11 protein-coding genes and 1 pseudogene are annotated in these 15,263 nt (G+C 73.8%); 6 read left to right on the top strand and 6 right to left on the bottom strand.

The genetic code is table 11. The annotated features are described in order from the left end of the window. Positions 1-235 precede the first annotated feature (235 nt). From ACZ4Z4_RS11135 to ACZ4Z4_RS11120, 4 genes are read left to right on the top strand one after another with little or no spacing between them, the layout of a single operon-like run. Positions 236-1,204: a YihY/virulence factor BrkB family protein gene (locus ACZ4Z4_RS11135; RefSeq protein WP_468325301.1), complete on the top strand. Its 969-nt coding sequence runs from the start codon at positions 236-238 to the stop codon at positions 1,202-1,204. Beyond that, a complete protein-coding gene (locus ACZ4Z4_RS11130; RefSeq protein ID WP_468325298.1) occupies positions 1,201-1,698 on the top strand; it encodes a hemerythrin domain-containing protein in 498 nt (165 codons plus the stop codon). The genes ACZ4Z4_RS11135 and ACZ4Z4_RS11130 overlap by 4 nt, the downstream gene beginning before the upstream one ends. Positions 1,699-1,726: 28 nt before the next feature. Beyond that, positions 1,727-2,119, top strand: coding sequence for a DUF2267 domain-containing protein (locus ACZ4Z4_RS11125; protein ID WP_468325295.1), 393 nt, complete (start codon positions 1,727-1,729; stop codon positions 2,117-2,119). Positions 2,120-2,162: 43 nt separating this feature from the next. Continuing rightward, the gene (locus tag ACZ4Z4_RS11120; protein ID WP_468325292.1) at positions 2,163-2,720 is read left to right on the top strand and encodes a VanZ family protein; all 558 of its coding nucleotides are present in this window, start codon (positions 2,163-2,165) and stop codon (positions 2,718-2,720) included. Between the two features lie 15 nt (positions 2,721-2,735). Here ACZ4Z4_RS11120 and ACZ4Z4_RS11115 read toward each other — a convergent pair whose 3' ends face one another. Next, positions 2,736-3,146 (bottom strand): STAS domain-containing protein, encoded by a 411-nt coding sequence (locus tag ACZ4Z4_RS11115; protein WP_468325289.1) that lies wholly within the window; start codon positions 3,144-3,146, stop codon positions 2,736-2,738. A 193-nt stretch (positions 3,147-3,339) separates the two neighbouring features. Here ACZ4Z4_RS11115 and ACZ4Z4_RS11110 point away from each other — a divergent pair. After that, positions 3,340-4,350 (top strand): annotated as a pseudogene (locus ACZ4Z4_RS11110) (agmatine deiminase family protein); the annotation flags it as partial. A gap of 5 nt (positions 4,351-4,355) precedes the next feature. On the opposite strand, the gene ACZ4Z4_RS11105 reads toward ACZ4Z4_RS11110, so the two are convergent. The 5 genes from ACZ4Z4_RS11105 to ACZ4Z4_RS11085 all read right to left on the bottom strand — a co-directional run bounded on the left by ACZ4Z4_RS11105 (position 4,356) and on the right by ACZ4Z4_RS11085 (position 11,051). Beyond that, positions 4,356-5,861 (bottom strand): SulP family inorganic anion transporter, encoded by a 1,506-nt coding sequence (locus ACZ4Z4_RS11105; protein ID WP_468325286.1) that lies wholly within the window; start codon positions 5,859-5,861, stop codon positions 4,356-4,358. A 146-nt stretch (positions 5,862-6,007) separates the two neighbouring features. Beyond that, on the bottom strand, positions 6,008-8,074 hold the full coding sequence (locus tag ACZ4Z4_RS11100) for an iron ABC transporter permease (protein WP_468325283.1): 2,067 nt from the start codon (positions 8,072-8,074) through the stop codon (positions 6,008-6,010). A gap of 35 nt (positions 8,075-8,109) precedes the next feature. Beyond that, positions 8,110-9,090: an ABC transporter substrate-binding protein gene (locus ACZ4Z4_RS11095; RefSeq protein WP_468325280.1), complete on the bottom strand. Its 981-nt coding sequence runs from the start codon at positions 9,088-9,090 to the stop codon at positions 8,110-8,112. Then, a complete protein-coding gene (locus ACZ4Z4_RS11090; RefSeq protein WP_468325278.1) occupies positions 9,087-9,947 on the bottom strand; it encodes an ABC transporter ATP-binding protein in 861 nt (286 codons plus the stop codon). The genes ACZ4Z4_RS11095 and ACZ4Z4_RS11090 overlap by 4 nt, the downstream gene beginning before the upstream one ends. 87 nt (positions 9,948-10,034) lie before the next feature. After that, on the bottom strand, positions 10,035-11,051 hold the full coding sequence (locus ACZ4Z4_RS11085) for a hydroxyacid dehydrogenase (RefSeq protein WP_468325275.1): 1,017 nt from the start codon (positions 11,049-11,051) through the stop codon (positions 10,035-10,037). A 299-nt stretch (positions 11,052-11,350) separates the two neighbouring features. On the opposite strand from ACZ4Z4_RS11085, the gene ACZ4Z4_RS11080 reads away from it, so the two are divergent. After that, a complete protein-coding gene (locus tag ACZ4Z4_RS11080; protein WP_468325273.1) occupies positions 11,351-15,166 on the top strand; it encodes an nSTAND1 domain-containing NTPase in 3,816 nt (1,271 codons plus the stop codon). The last annotated feature ends 97 nt before the right edge of the window (positions 15,167-15,263 follow it).

Here is a 15,263-nt window from a genome sequence, read left to right as displayed (position 1 = left end):
GGGGGACAGGCGTTGGTCGTCCAAGGAAAGACGCCCCGCTTCCTGCGGGGAAATGCAGGTGCAAGGCCTGCCCAGCGCTCCGGTCGAGCCCCGGACTCCGCACGTGGGAGTCCGGGGTTTCTGTTTTCCGCCCCGGGGCGACGCCTCCCCGCGTCACACCGCACCGCGCCGCGTGTCCGAGCAAGCAAAGGAAGGCGGCGCCCGCGCCGCCGAGACGCGAGAAAGAGCGGCCCTCATGGACAGTTCACCGCCCGCCGGTTCCGGCTCCCCCTCCGGCCCGTCGACGGGTGCCCTGCGCCGCACCGCGCTGCGCCGCACGCCGGTGTCGATGTGGAACGACGACGTGTCGGACTGGGCGGCGGCGTTGACGTACTACGCGATACTCGCGGTGCTCCCCACGCTGCTCGTCACCGTCAGCCTCATCAGTCTCGTCAGCCCCGCCACGACCCAGGAGCTGATCGCCGAGGTCACCGACTGGGCACCCGCGGAGTCGGGCCGCTCCCTGCACTCGGCGCTCAGCGAGATGGCGGAGGCACGCTCCGCGGCGCTCACGGTGGTGGTCGCCGGAGCCGTCAGCGCGCTGTGGTCCGCCTCCAGTTACGCGGCCGTGTTCCGCCGGGCGCTGCACGCGATGCACGGCGTCGAGGACTGCCGGCCCACCCTGCGGAAGGCGCACCGGGTGCTCATGACCGCGCTGACGCTGCTCGCCCTGCTGGTCGCCAGCGCGCTGCTGCTCGTCCTCACGGGCTCGCTCGCCGAGGGCGTGGGGCGGCGCATCGGTCTCGGGGGCGCGGGGCAGACGGCGTGGGCCCTCCTGAAGTGGCCCGCGCTGGTCTGCCTGGTGCTGCTGCTCGTCCTCGTCCTCTTCCGCAACGCGCCGCCGGACGCCCGCGGCTGGCGCCACATCATGCCCGGCGGGATGCTGTCCGCCCTGCTCTGGCTGGTCTCCTCCGGCCTGTTCACGCTGTACGCGAACGTCTTCGGCACCTACGGCAAGCTGTACGGGTCCCTCGCGGGCGTCGTCGTCTTCCTCGTGTGGCTGTGGGTGTCCAACCTCGCGCTGCTCGCCGGGGCACAGTTCACGGTGGAGGTGGAACGCGCACGGTCCGCCCGGGGAGACACGTCACTCCCCTTGCGCACACCAGGCATCAGGTTGCCCGCTCCGGGTATCGGAGCCAGAACGGACCAGAGAGGCAGGCAATGATGTCCCCATCTCAGGACGTGGTCGAGCTGATCCTGAAGGACCACCGGATCGCGGGTGATCTGCTCGGCCAGCTGCGCAGCGGCACGGAGACCGACCGCGCCCACGCGCTCCACGAGTTCGCGGACCTGTACGTCGCCCATGTGCGCGCCGAGGAGTCCGAGGTCTACCCCGAACTCACCCGGTTCGAAGGCATCGACCAGGGCGCCATCGAACGCGGCGTGGCCGCGCACGAGGAGGGCGCGGAGGCGTTGCTCGATCTCTTCGAGGCGCATACGGGTGCCCCGCACGCCTGGGACGACAGACTCGACGAACTCGCCACCGCGGTCACCGAGTACACGCGGGAGACGGAGGGAACGCTGCTCGCGGACACCCGGGAGAGCGTCACGCGCGAGTGCCGCGTGCGGCTGGGCGCCGCGTTCGCCGAGGAGCGCTGCCGGCAGCTGCGGGCGCGCTGCGGAGACATCGACAACGTACGCCGCTACGTGAGCGGTTGACCACCGACCCGGCCGAAAGGAGCTCAGCATGGGCATATCCCTGGAAGAGCTGCTGGAGCAGGTGCGGGAGCGAGGCGGTTTCACCAGCCGTCAGCAGGCGGCGGGAGCCGTGGAGAACGTCCTCGCCGTCCTCGGTGCCCACCTGGTGGGGGACGACCGCACCGACCTGGCCCGGCTGCTGCCCGCCGGGTGCGGGACGCTGCTTGCCGACGCGGAGCCGGCCGGTGAGCCGCTGCCGCCCGCCGGGTTCGTCGACGCGGTGGCCACGCGGACGGGCGAGGACACGGCCGGGGCGCGCCGCGCCGTCACCGCCGTGCTCGGCATCGTCGCGGGGGCGGCGGACGACGCGCTGCTGCGCCGCGTCCTCACCCAGCTCCCGCCGGGGCACGCGGGCCTGTTCGGCCGCACCGAACCGATCTGAGAACGGACGGCACGGTCCACCCAGTCCTTCTTTGGAGGCACTGATGGCACGGAGAGAGCGTTCGAGAACAGAGGCGCGGGCCGACGACGCCGGGGACCGGCGCGCACCGCCGCTGCGGCCGCTGGCCCGCGCCGTGACCATGCTGGCGGCCTTCGCCTGCATGGTCGCGTTCGGCGTGGTGCTCGCCCGGCTCACGCTGGAGCCGTCCGCGGGGTCCGAGGCGCTGACGCACAGCAACTTCACGCCGGGTGACTCGATCGACGACTACCTCTCACAGCCCGCGTTCCGCGACACGGTCAAGCAGCTCGGCGGGAACATCCTGCTGGGGGTGCCGTTCGGGATGCTGCTGCCGGTCGTGCTCCCGCGGACGCGGGGGCTGGTGCGGGTGGGGCTCGCCACCGCGGTGACGATGGTGCTCGTCGAGCTGGCGCAGGGCGCGTTCGTGACGGGCCGCACCTTCGACATCGACGACGTCATCCTCAACACCACGGGCGCCCTGCTGGGCTATCTCGTGCTGGGCCGTCGTCTGGGACGGGCCGTGCATCCCCGGCGGCGGCACTGGTGGCACCGCTTCACCAAGCGGGACGCGGCCGACGCCTGATCCGTCGCGGCCCGCCTACTCCGCGAGACGGCCCATGCCCAGGCAGTGCAGCGTGGCCGCGGAGCGGGGGCAGGCGCCCCGCACGGCGAGGGAGCCACCCACCGCCCTGAGGGCCCTGAGCGTCCCGAAGAAGACGCCCGCGCCCTCCCGTGCGAGGTAGGTGACCTCGGACAGGTCGACGGTCAGATGGCGGCAGCCGTCCTGGACCAGGGCGCGCAGCTGCGCGGCGAGCGAGTCGGCTTCGCGTGCGGTGATCTCGCCCCGCAGGGAGACGCGGACGCGGCAGCCGGTGACGGTCACGCACGCTATGCCCGCGCGCCTCAGCTTGCGGGCCGTGCCGGGATACGGGAGCCGGAGTGTCCTGCGGGGGTTCCGCTCTGCCGCCGCGGCCGGAGCGGGGGCGGGAGCGTGTTCGTCAGCATGCACGGGAGAGACCTTCCGGCGGTACGCCGTCCATCGGCCGGAGTCGGCCGAAGAGGTGCTTCTTTCATACGTCTATACCATGCTGTGAAAGCTGCTGCCAAGGGTTCCCATGGGGCGCCCGGGCCGTTGAGCAGGCGTCGGGGGCCCTCCGTCGGCGCTCGCACCATTGGTCTACTCCAATTTGGGGAGCTGGAACGACATGCGCATGGGAGCCGAGTGGGAGAGCCACGCCCGCACCTTCATGGCGTGGCCCGCGCTGCGCTCCGTATGGGGTGAGGAGCTGCGCTCCGTACGCGGGGACGTCGCTCGTGTGGCCCGTGCCGTCGCGGAGTACGAGCACGTCGTGATGCTGGCCGGGCCCGGTCAAGAGGCGGCCGCCCGCAAGGCGTGCGGGCGCGGCGTCGAGGTCGTCCCGCTGCCCGTCGACGACCTGTGGGCCCGCGACACGGTGCCCGTGTTCGTGGAGGACGACGGCGAGGTCATCGGCGTCGACCTCAACTTCGACGGGTGGGGCGGCAAACAGGAGCACAGCCGCGACGCACGGGTGGCCCGCACCCTGCTGTCCGCGTACGGCGTTCCCCGCAGGGAGGCGCCCCTGGTCGCCGAGGGCGGGTCCCTGGAGACGGACGGCGAGGGCACGCTCCTCGTCACCGAGAGCTCGGTCGTCAACGACAACAGGAACCCCGGCAGGAGCCGGGACCGCGTCGAGGCCGAGCTGAAGGAGACCCTGGGCGTCGAGAAGGTCGTCTGGTTCGCCGGTGTGCGCGGGCAGGACATCACCGACGCGCACGTCGACAGCCTCGTACGGTTCACGGCGCCGGGCGTGGTGCTCCTGGACAGGGCGCACCCCGACACGCCCGCCGATGTCTGGTCACGCGCGGCCGACGGGGCGAAGGCCGTGCTGAGCGGGGCGACGGACGCCAGGGGCAGGCCCTTCGAGGTCGTCGACCTGCCGCAGCCCGACCTGGCGCGGATCACGGGCGAGGGCGACGACTTCGTGTCGACGTACATCAATTTCTACGTCGCCAACGGTGCCGTGTTCATGCCCCGGTTCGGGGACCGCGAGGCCGACAGCCGCGCCCGGAGCATCCTGCGGGAGCACTTCCCCGGGCGGGACGTCGTGCCGGTCCGGATCGACACCATCGCCTCCGGCGGCGGGGGCATCCACTGCGCCACGCGCGACCAGCCGGGCCGCCCCACCGGCTGACCGGGTCAGTGGCCCCCGGTGAGCTCGCCGCTGAGCTTCTCGTGGATCTCGGCGCTCGGTGTGTTCAGGCCGATGATCTCGACGGCCTTGCCGCGCTGCGCGTACTTGGTCTCGACCGCGTCGAGCGCGGCGACGGACGAGGCGTCCCAGATGTGGGCGGCCGTCAGGTCGATGACCACCTTCTCGGCCTCGGTGGTGTAGTCGAACTGCCCGACGAGGTCATTGGAGGAGGCGAAGAACAGCTCACCGGTCACCGAGTAGACCAGGGTGCGCGGGTCGGGTCCCGGGACGGCGGTGACGTTCGCGAGGTGGGCGACGCGCCGGGCGAAGATGACCGTGGCGGTGAGGGTGCCGACGACGACGCCGACGGCGAGGTTGTGCGTGGCGACCACGCAGACCACGGTGACGACCATGACGACGATCTCGCCCGTCGGCATCCGCCGGAGCGTCTTCGGGGCGATGGAGTGCCAGTCGAACGTCGCGAAGCACACCATCACCATCACGGCGACCAGCGCGGCCATCGGGATGTCGGAGACGACCGGGCCGAAGACGATGCACAGCACCATCAGGAACGAGCCCGCCAGGAACGTGGAGAGGCGGGTGCGGGCCCCGGACACCTTCACGTTGATCATCGTCTGGCCGATCATGGCGCAGCCGCCCATGCCGCCGAAGAAGCCCGTGACGATGTTGGCGATGCCCTGGCCGATGGCCTCGCGGGTCTTGGACGAGTGCGTGTCGGTGATCTCGTCGACCAGTTTGGCCGTCATCAGGGACTCCATCAGGCCGACCAGCGCCATGGCGAGCGCGTAGGGGGCGACGGTGGTCAGGGTCTCCATGGTGAAGGGCACGTCGGGCAGGCCGGGGACCGGCAGCGCGGAGGGCAGCTCGCCCTTGTCGCCGACCGTCGGCACGGCGATGCCCGCGGCGACCGTGATCGCGGTGAGGACGGCGATCGACACGAGCGGCGCCGGCACCACCCGGGTGACCTTCGGGAAGAACACCATGAGCGCGAGGCCGCCCGCGAGCAGCGGGTAGACGGCCCACGGCACGTCGTGCATCTCGGGGACCTGCGCCATGAAGACCAGGATGGCGAGGGCGTTGACGAAGCCGACCATCACGCTGCGCGGCACGAACCGCATCAGCTTCGCCACCCCGAGCGCGCCGAGGGCGATCTGGAAGACGCCCGCGAGGATGACGGCGGCGATCAGGTAGCCGAAGCCGTGCTCGCGGTTGAGCGGGGCGATCACCAGGGCGACGGCGCCGGTGGCGGCGGAGATCATCGCGCGGCGGCCGCCGACGACCGAGATCGTGACGGCCATGGTGAAGGAGGCGAAGAGGCCGATCGCCGGGTCGACCCCGGCGATGATCGAGAACGAGATCGCCTCGGGGATCAGCGCCAGGGCGACGACGAGACCGCCCAGGACCTCGGTGCGCCACACCTTCGGGTCGGACAGCCAGTCGGGCTTCAGACCGCGCAGCCGGGCGGCCGGGGAGGGTGCGGACGTGGACAAGAAGCATTACCTGTCGTGCTCGGGCGCGCCCGGCGTCGTGAGAGGGGCGAGCGGAGGGCTTCGTACGCCCACAGACATCGGTCTTCACCGGGGGCATTGAGCCGGCCCAGGGCTCACCTACTTTACCCGTACGTGACGGGCCGTCCTCAGCGGCGGCTCCGTACGAGCAGGTAGAGGAAGTACGGCGTGCCGATGACGGCCGTCATGAGTCCGGCGCCGAGCTGGGCCGGGGCGATCGCCGTGCGGCCCACCAGGTCCGCGGTGCACACGAGGACGGCCCCGAGGAGCACCGCGACCGGCACCACCCGGACGTGCCTGCGGCCGACGAGGGCGCGGGCCGCGTGCGGCGCGACGAGTCCGACGAAGCCGATCGTGCCCGCCGCGGCCACGGCGGTGGCGCTCAGCAGGACGCTGAGCAGGAGGAAGCCCAGGCGGCCGCGGCCCAGGTCCAGGCCGAGCAGCCGCGGCGTGTCCTCGTCGAGCGAGACGAGGTCGAGTTCGGTGCGGCGCGCGACCGCGACGGCGAGGCCCACGGCGAGGGCGACGGCGAGCGGCACCACGTCGGGCAGGGACCGCCCGTAGGTGGAGCCCGCGAGCCAGGTCAGCGCCTTCGTGGCGTTGAACGGGTCGGTGAGGATGATGAGGAGGCTGACGACGGCCGCCGACCCGGTGGCGACGCCGAAGCCGACGAGGACGAGCCGGTTCTGCCGGAACCCGCCCTTCGCCGCGAGGCCGAAGACGAGGACCGCGCTGACCGCGGCGCCCGCGAAGGCGCCGGCGGCGACGCTCCACGAGCCGGCCGCGGGCACCGTCGTCACCAGGAGGACCGCGCCGACGGCGGCGCCGTTGGTGACGCCCAGGATGCCGGGGTCGGCGAGGGGGTTGCGGGTCACGGCCTGGATGAGGGTGCCGGCGAGCGCGAGGGCCGATCCCGCGAGGAGGGCGGCGAGGACGCGCGGCACCCGGGTGTCGAGGACGAAGGAGACGGTCTGCCCCGCCCTGCCCTGCGCCCAGTTGACCACATCGCCGAGGAGCAGCTTGCTGTCCCCGACGAGGACGGCGGCGACGGTCAGGCCGACGAGCACGGCCACGAGGACGGCCGTCGTGGCGACGAACGCGGTACGGCTGCGGATGCGCAGCTTGTCGGGTGGCGCGGCGCCCGCCGTGTCCCGGACGCGCGCGGCCATGACGATCAGGAAGAGGGCGCCGACCAGGCTGGTGACGACGCCCGTCGGTACGGCGACCGCGAGGTCCGAGGGGACGACGGCGCGCAGCAGCACGTCGGAGCCGAGCACCAGGGCGGCCCCCACGAGGCCCGCGAGCGGCAGCCGCGCCCGTGACCGGGTGAACGCGCGGAATCTGCGGCCCAGCGGGCGGACGAGGGCGGGGGCGCACAGGCCGACGAAGCCGACGGGCCCGGCGAGGGTGACGGCGGACGTGGAGAGCAGGGCGGCGAGCACGACGGCGGTGACGCGGGTGGCGCGGACGGGCACGCCGACGCCGCGGGCGGCGTCGTCGCCGAGGGCCAGTGCGTCGACCCTGCGGGCGAGGAGTACGAGCCCGAGGAGGCCGATGACGCCGATGGGGGCCGTCTGTAGTACGCCGTCGAAGCCGTTCTGCGCGACGCTGCCCTGGTTCCACTTGTAGAGGCCCTGCGTCTCCTCCGGGAAGAGCAGGAGCAGTCCCTCGGTGACGGCGGTGAGGCCGAGGGTGAGGGCGCTGCCCGCGAGGACGAGCCGGACGGTGCCGGCGCCGAGGCCGGAGAGGCCGAGGACGACGGCCGCCGCGGCGAGGCCGCCGGCGAACGCGATGCCGGAGGAGGCGAGGAGCGGCAGCGAGATGCCGGTGGCGGCGGTGACGCCGAGGGCGAGGTAGGAGCCCGCGTTGACGGCGAGGGTGTCGGGCGAGGCGAGGACGTTGCGGCTGATGGCCTGGAGGGCGGCGCCGGCCGCGCCGAGCACGGCGCCGACGAGCAGCGCGGCGGTCATCCTCGGCAGCCGGGAGGCGATGACGACGGACGCGTCGCCCGGGTCGGCCCGGCCGGTGAGGGCCTTCCACACCTCGGACGGGCCGACGGCGGCCGTGCCCTGGGTGATGTCGACGACCGCGAGGGCGGCGACGAGGAGGAGCAGTGCGGCCGTCACCGCGGCCGCGCCCGTGCGGGACGCGGCTGTCGACGGACGGGTGGTCGGGGTGGTCGCGGTGACGGCCATGGCGTTACTTCTTCAGAGCCTTACTCTCCGGGGCCTTACTTCTTCAGGGCCTCGACGACGGAGTCGACGTACTGGTTCATCGACGCGGGACCGCCGAACATCCAGACGCCGTCGGGGAGCCGGTGGACGTTGCCCTTCTTCACGAACGGCAGGGAGGTCCACACCTCGTCCTTCTTCAGGACGCCGGAGAACGGGTTGCTGCTCTTGTCGCCGTCGTTGCCGATGTAGGCGAACTGCACGTTCTTGTCCAGCTCGGTGAGGCCCTCGACGTCGGTGGTGCCGAGGCCGTAGGCCTTGTCGCCCTTGACGGACCAGTCGTTCTTCAGGCCGAGCTTCTCGTTGACGGCGCCGATGAGCGAGCCGCTGGTGTAGGGCCGGATGGACGTCTGGTTGCCGGTGACGTAGCCGTCGGCGAAGGCGAACCTGGTGCCGGCGTGTCCGGCGGCGGCGAGCTTCTTCTTGCCCTCGGCGAGCTTGGCCCCGAACTCCTTCTTGAGCTGCGCGGACCGCTTCTCGGTGCCGGTGGCCTCGGCGAGGAGGTCGAGGTTCTCGGTCATCTGGCCGATGGGGTCCGCGGCGTCGGCGGGGCGCAGGTTGAGGACCGGGGCGATGCGCCGCATCTGCTTGACGGCGGCGGCTGGCAGGTCGGTGGTGGCGATGATGAGGTCGGGCTTGAGGGCCGCGATGCTGTCCATGCTCGGCTCGCCGCGGGTGCCGACGTCCTTGGGGTCGTTCTTCAGCGGGGCGGCGGTGTCCCAGGTCTTGTAACCCTTGACGTCGGCGACGCCGGTCGGCTCGACGCCCAGGGATATCAGGCTCTCGACGGCGTTCCACTCGGTGCCGACGACGCTCTTGGCGGGCCCGTCCAGCTTCACCTTCGTGCCGGTGCCGTCGGTGAGGGTGATGGCACCCGCGGTCTTCTTCGCGTCGTCGGCGGCGGGCTCGGTGGTGCCGCAGGAGGACAGGGCGAGGGCCGCGGCGGTGGCGGCCGCCGCGGTGAGGAGGAGGCGTCTCATGAGGTGGTGCTGAGCCTTTCGCTTCGCGAGTGGTGGCGGCCGATGGCGCGGGTGCGCAGGCGGCCGGTGAGGGGGTCGGAGTCGACTTCGATACGGATGCCGTACGTGTCGGTGAGCCGCCGCGGTGTCAGTACGTCCCCGGGGTCGCCGTCCGCGACGACGCGTCCCGCGTCGAGCAGGAGGATCCGGTCGGCGACCGCCGCGGCCTGGTCGAGGTCGTGCAGGACGGCGCCGACGGCGATGCCGTGGTCGTCCGCCAGGTCCCGCATCAGGTCGAGGAGTTCGACCTGGTAGCGCAGGTCGAGGTGGTTCGTCGGCTCGTCGAGGAGGAGCACGCCCGTCTCCTGGGCGAGGCAGCCGGCGAGCCAGACGCGCTGGAGCTGCCCGCCGGACAGGTGCTCGGCGCCGCGTTCGGCGAGCTCGGCGACGCCGGTCATGGCGAGCGCCCGGTCGACCGCGGCCCGGCCGCCCGGGTCGGCCCTGCCCCAGCGCCCGCGGTGCGGGTAGCGGCCGAATTCGACCACGTCCCGCACGGTGAGACCGCTGGGTGTGGGGCGGCCCTGGGTGAGCAGGGCGACGTGGCGGGAGAACTCGCGGGCGCTGAGGGCGAGGCCGTCGGTGTCGTCGTCGATGAGGAGGGTGGCGGTGCGGGGCCGCTGGAGCCGCGCGAGCGTGCGCAGCAGCGTCGACTTGCCGCTTCCGTTGGGTCCCACCAGGACGGTCACGTCGCCGGGCCGCAGCGTCATCGAGGCGTCGTGGACGACGTCGACGCCTTCGTACGCCACGGTGACGCCCGTGGCCGACAGTTGATGACCCTGGGGGCGCGTGGCCGTCGCGGTCTCTTCACCTTCATGCACGCGGCAGAGGTTAGCCTAACCTAACCGCTCCGCGAAACGGGCCCCCTGCTGTTGGGCACAAGAGGGTATTCGGCCAGATCTCATCCGCTACGCGAGATACGCCAGCCTGTCCCGCCGTACGGGATGGGCGAAGCCGTCGCCCGCGGCCCAGCGGCGCACCTCGGCCACGGCGAACTCCGCGAGGCGCCGCCACTCGTTGCCCTGGGAGCCCGCGAGGTGCGGGGTGAGCAGGACGTTGTCCGCGTCCCACAGCGGGTGGTCCGGGGGCAGGACTTCGGGGTCGGTGACGTCGAGCACGGCGCGGATGCGGCCCGCCGTGACGGCCTCGGTGAGCGCGTCCTGGTCGACGACGGCGCCGCGCGCGGTGTTGATGAGCACGGTGTCGGGGCGCATGGCGGCAAGCAGTCCGCGACTGACCAGGCCGCGGGTGGCGGGCAGCAGCGGCGTGTGGACGCTCACGGTGTCGCTGCGCGCGAAGAGCACGTCGAGCGGCACGGGTTCGGCGCCGAGCGCGGCGGCGTCGTCCGCCGTGACATATGGGTCGTACAGCAGCACCCGCAGGTCGTAGGGGCGGAGCAGTTCGATGACGCGGCGGCCGATGAGCGAGGCGGAGAGGATGCCCACGGTGCGGCGGTAGTTTCCGGTGTCGCGGGAGGTGTGCCGCCAGTCCACCTCCGCGCGGACGGCGCGGAAGTCGCGGGCGCTCTCCAGGACGCGCTTGCCGGTGAGCAGGATCATCGCGACGGTGTACTCGGCGACGGGCAGCGCGTTGGCCGCGGCGGCGGACGACACCTCGATGCCGCGTTCCCAGCACGCCTCGGTGACGTGGGCGCGGACGGAGCCCGCCGTGTGGACGACGGCGCGCAGGGCGGGGGCGCCCGCGAGCACGTCGGCGGTGAGCGGCGGGCAGCCCCAGCCGGTGACGAGGAGCTCGGTGCCGGCCAGTACGGCCCGCGCGCGGTCCGTGCCGAAGTCGTCGAGCACGGGCGGGGGTTCGAGGGCCACGGTCCGCGCGAGGGCGTCGAGGGCCGACGGCCCGAGGACGGCCTCGGCCGCCTTCCGTGACATGGCGAGAGCGGCCCGGGGCCGATGGGACGGTGACATCTTCCTCCTCGTCGAACGGGCGGTGCGATGTGCTGTCGTGCTCGTCCGGGGGTGCCCGACGGGCGCCACGACCTGGCCGTGAGGCGTTGACCGACCGGCAGGATAGTCCGCCCGGTGCCCGGTTCGCCGGGAGCGCGGGGCCGGGGCGGCGGGCCGTCCTCAGCCCGGCGGACGGGGCGGGCCCTCTTCGGCCGGTCTGCACCGACGGGTGGGTCCGTATGCGCCGAACGGCCGGCGGATTGTCCGGTTCCGGGCGCTCGGCGGCGGCCGGCCGGGCCGGACAATGAGAGGCGGGGGTGATGGCGGTGCCGCGGGGTGAGCGTCCGCTGGACGACGACGGTGGCCTGCTGACCGAATTCGCCGCCGATCTGCGGCGGCTGCGGGAGAAGGCGGGCAGCCCGCCGTACCGCCGCCTGGCCCGCGACGCCCACTACTCCTCGACGACGCTGGCCGACGCGGCGGGCGGCCGCAGACTGCCCAGCCTGCCGGTCACGCTCGCCTATGTGCGGGCCTGCGGCGGGGACGTGGCCGTGTGGGAGGACCGGTGGCGCGCGCTCAGTGCCCGGCTCGCGGCCGCGGACCGCGCGGACGAGGCGCCCGGCGCCGGGGACCGCGACCGGCGCGGCCCCTATGTGGGGCTCGCCGCGTTCCAGCCGGAGGACGCCGACTGGTTCTTCGGGCGGGAGCAGCTGACCGACGACCTCGTCGCACGGGTTCGCTCCGGGCGGTTCCTGGCCGTGTTCGGCGCCTCCGGCTCCGGGAAGTCGTCGCTGCTGCGGGCCGGGCTGCTGCCCCGCATCGGGGCCGGGTCGGAGACCGGGTGGGTCACCGTCCTGTTCGCACCCGGCGCGCACCCTCTGGAGGAGTGCGCCGCCCGGCTCGCCGCCGCCACCGACGGCTCGGCGACCGCCCTGCGCAGGGACCTCGCGACGGACCCGCGGGCCCTGCACCTGACCGCGCTGAAGGCCCTGGCCGACCGTCCGCCCGACGCCGAACTCCTGCTGGTGGTCGACCAGTTCGAGGAGGTCTTCACGCTCTGCTCCGACGCCCGGGAGCGTACGCGGTTCATCACCGCGCTGCTCACGGCGGTCCGGGCGCCCAACAGCCGCACCCGCGTCGTGCTGGGCGTACGCGCCGACTTCTACGCACGCTGCGCGCGCCACCCGGACCTCGTCGAGGCGCTGCGCGACGCCCAGTTCCTGGTCGGGCCGATGACCACCGACGAGCTGCGCCGCGCCATCAGCAGGCCCGCCGCGCGGGCGGGCTGCACCGTCGAGGGGGCGCTCCTCGCCCGCGTGATCGCCGACGCCACCGGCCGCGCCACGGTCCTGCCGCTGGTCTCCCACGCCCTGCGCGAGACCTGGCGCCGCCGCCGCGGCAGCACGCTCTCCCTGTCCGGGTACGAGGCCGCGGGCGGCATCCGGCACGCCCTGGCTCAGACCGCGGAGGCGGTCCACGCCGGGCTCGACGGCGGGCAGCGGCGGCTGGCCAGGGTCCTCCTGCTGCGCCTCGTCGCGATCGGCGAGGGCACCGACGCCACCAGGCGCCGCCTCGCCCGCGCCGACCTGGACTCCCTCGGCGCCGACCCCGCCGACGTGCAGACGGTCCTCGACGCGCTGGCCGGGGCCCGGCTGATCACCCTGGACACGGAGACGGCCGAGCTCACGCACGAGGCCCTGCTTGAGGCGTGGCCGCGGCTGCGGCAGTGGATCGAGGAGGACCGGGCCGAGCTGCTGCTGCGCCAGCGGCTGAGCGACGCGGCGACCGCGTGGGACCGGGAGCGCCGCGACCCGGCGGCGCTCTACCGCGGCACGCGGCTCGACGCGGCCGAGGACTCCTTCGCGGCCCCCGGCAGCCAACTGACCGCGCTGGAACGCGACTTCCTCACGGCGAGCGGCGCGGCACGCGACCGGGAGCGGCTGGCCGCGGCCCGCACCACGCGGCGGCTGCGCAGGCTCACCTTCGCCCTGTCCGTCCTGCTCCTGTTCGCGCTCGTCTCCGGCCTGCTCGCCTGGGACCAGTACCGGACCAGCGAGGGCCACCGGCGCGAGGCCGTCGCCGAGCAGCGCAGCGCGCTCTCCCGGCAGCTCGCGGCGCAGGCGGCGGCGCTGCTCTCCGAGGAGACCGACCTCGCCTCGCTCCTCGCGGTCTACGCCTACCGGGTCCGCCCCACCGCGGAGGCCACCTCCGGCCTCTTCGCCACGGCCTCGCTCCCGCTCCAGCAGCGCATGGCGGGGCACCGGGGCGACGTACAGGCCGTGGCGTTCGGTCCGGACGGCCGCACGGTGGCCAGCGGCGGCAGGGACGGCACCGTACGCCTGTGGAACACGGTGACGGGCGAGTCCTTGAAGGTGCTGAGGGGCCATCAGGGTCCGGTGTCGTCCGTGGCGTTCAGCCCGGACGGGCACGCCGTCGCCAGCGGTGGCGACGACGGGACCGTACGGCTGTGGAACACCGCCACCGGGGCGTCGCGCGCCCTGGACACCGGCAGGCGGGGCGGTGTGGGAGCGGTGGCGTTCAGTCCGGACGGCCGTACGGTGGCGGGTGGCGTGCGGGACGGCAGCGTACATCTGTGGGCGGTGGCCACCGGCGAGGAGCGGCGCGCGCCGGACGGCCGACAGAAGGTGACGAAGCATCAGGGTGCTGTGTCCGCGCTGGCGTTCAGTCCGGACGGGCGGACGGTGGCCAGCGGCGGGCGGGACGGCACGGTACGGCTGCGGAACACACGGACCGGCGGGACGCGCGTCACAAAGACCGGGCGGGACAGCACCGTGGAGTCGGTGGCGTTCAGCCCCGACGGCCGCACGGTGACCGGCGGCGCCCGCGACGGCACGGTACGGGTGTGGGCGGTGGCCACCGGCGAGGAGCGCGGCGCGCTCGCCGAGCGCCGCAGGGACGCCGAGTCGGTGGCGTTCAGCCCCGACCGGCGCACGGTCCTGAGCGGCGGGCACGACGGCACCGTACGCCTGTGGGACGCGGCGACCGGGTCGCTGCGCGCCGTGCTGGCCGGGCACCGCGGGACGGTCTCCGCCGCGGCGTTCAGTCCCGACGGCGGCACGGTGGTCAGCGGGGGCCGGGACGGCACGGTGCGGCTGTGGGCGGTGGCCACCGGCAAGGAGCGCATCGCGGTGCCGGGACGGCAGGGACCCGTCGGGTCGGTGGCGTTCAGCCCGGACGGGCGCACGGTGGCCGGTGGCGCCGACGACGGAACGGTACGGCTGTGGGACGCGGCCAACGGCAGGGCGCGGGAAGTGCTGAGGGGGCACCGGGGGCCGGTGCGTTCGGTGGCGTTCGGCCCCGACGGCCACACCGTCGCCAGTGGGGGCGACGACGGAACCGTACGGCTGTGGGACGCGGCGACCGGTGAGGCGCGGGACGTGCTGACGGGACATCAGGGGCCGGTGCGTTCGGTGGCGTTCAGCCCGGACGGGCGCACGGTGGCCGGTGGCGGTGACGACGGGCACGTACGCCTGTGGAACGCGGTGACCGGGACACCCCGTGGCGTGTCGGACGGGCAGCCGGGCACCGTGTGGTCGGTGGCGTTCGGGGCCGACGGGCACACCCTCGCCATCGGCGGCGACAAAGGGTCCCTGCGGCTGTGGGACGCCGCGACTGGCGAGGCCCGGCCGGTCCGCACCGGCACCGAGTCCCCTGTGCACGCCGTGGCGTTCAGCCCGGACGGGCGCACCGTCGCGGGCGGTGACCAGGACGGCAGGGTACGGCTGTGGGACGCGGCCACGGGTACGGCCCGCGTCACCCTGACGGGCAAGCTGCGCGGAGCGCAGTCGGTGGCGTTCAGCCCTGACGGGCGGACGGTGGCCGGCGGCGGCCGGGACGGCACGGTGCGGCTGTGGGACGCGGCGACCGGGCTCCAGAACTCCGCTCTTGCCGGGCACGAGGGCATGGTGCGGTCCGTGACGTTCAGCCCCGACGGCCACACCGTCGCCAGCGGCGGCGAGGACGGCACGCTGCGCCTGTGGGGCGTGCTCCGCAACGCCGACGAGGCGATCGACAGGATCTGCCGCTCGCTCCGCAGGGACCTGACCCGGCAGGAACGGGCCCGCTACCTCAACGCCCCGGGCGGCGAGTGGCCCCGGAGGGCGTGCGTGCGCTGACGCGGGCGGGGCGGGGCGGGTGCACCGGGGCGATCGCGGTGTCCGTTGCTTGTTGCCGGGTGCTTGCCGTTTGCCGGGTGCTTGTCGGCCGGTGCCC

This window comes from Streptomyces sp. NPDC030245 (genome assembly GCF_055572995.1).
This window is presented reverse-complemented; position numbering and strand designations above follow the sequence as displayed.

Bases quoted from the DNA above. Each gene is read 5' to 3' on its own strand.
- ACZ4Z4_RS11135 (WP_468325301.1), top strand. From the start codon at position 236: ATGGACAGTTCACCGCCCGCCGGTTCCGGCTCCCCCTCCGGCCCGTCG.
- ACZ4Z4_RS11130 (WP_468325298.1), top strand. From the start codon at position 1,201: ATGATGTCCCCATCTCAGGACGTGGTCGAGCTGATCCTGAAGGACCAC.
- ACZ4Z4_RS11125 (WP_468325295.1), top strand. From the start codon at position 1,727: ATGGGCATATCCCTGGAAGAGCTGCTGGAGCAGGTGCGGGAGCGAGGC.
- ACZ4Z4_RS11120 (WP_468325292.1), top strand. From the start codon at position 2,163: ATGGCACGGAGAGAGCGTTCGAGAACAGAGGCGCGGGCCGACGACGCC.
- ACZ4Z4_RS11100 (WP_468325283.1), bottom strand. From the start codon at position 8,074: ATGGCCGTCACCGCGACCACCCCGACCACCCGTCCGTCGACAGCCGCG.
- ACZ4Z4_RS11095 (WP_468325280.1), bottom strand. From the start codon at position 9,090: ATGAGACGCCTCCTCCTCACCGCGGCGGCCGCCACCGCCGCGGCCCTC.
- ACZ4Z4_RS11085 (WP_468325275.1), bottom strand. From the start codon at position 11,051: ATGTCACCGTCCCATCGGCCCCGGGCCGCTCTCGCCATGTCACGGAAG.
- ACZ4Z4_RS11080 (WP_468325273.1), top strand. From the start codon at position 11,351: ATGGCGGTGCCGCGGGGTGAGCGTCCGCTGGACGACGACGGTGGCCTG.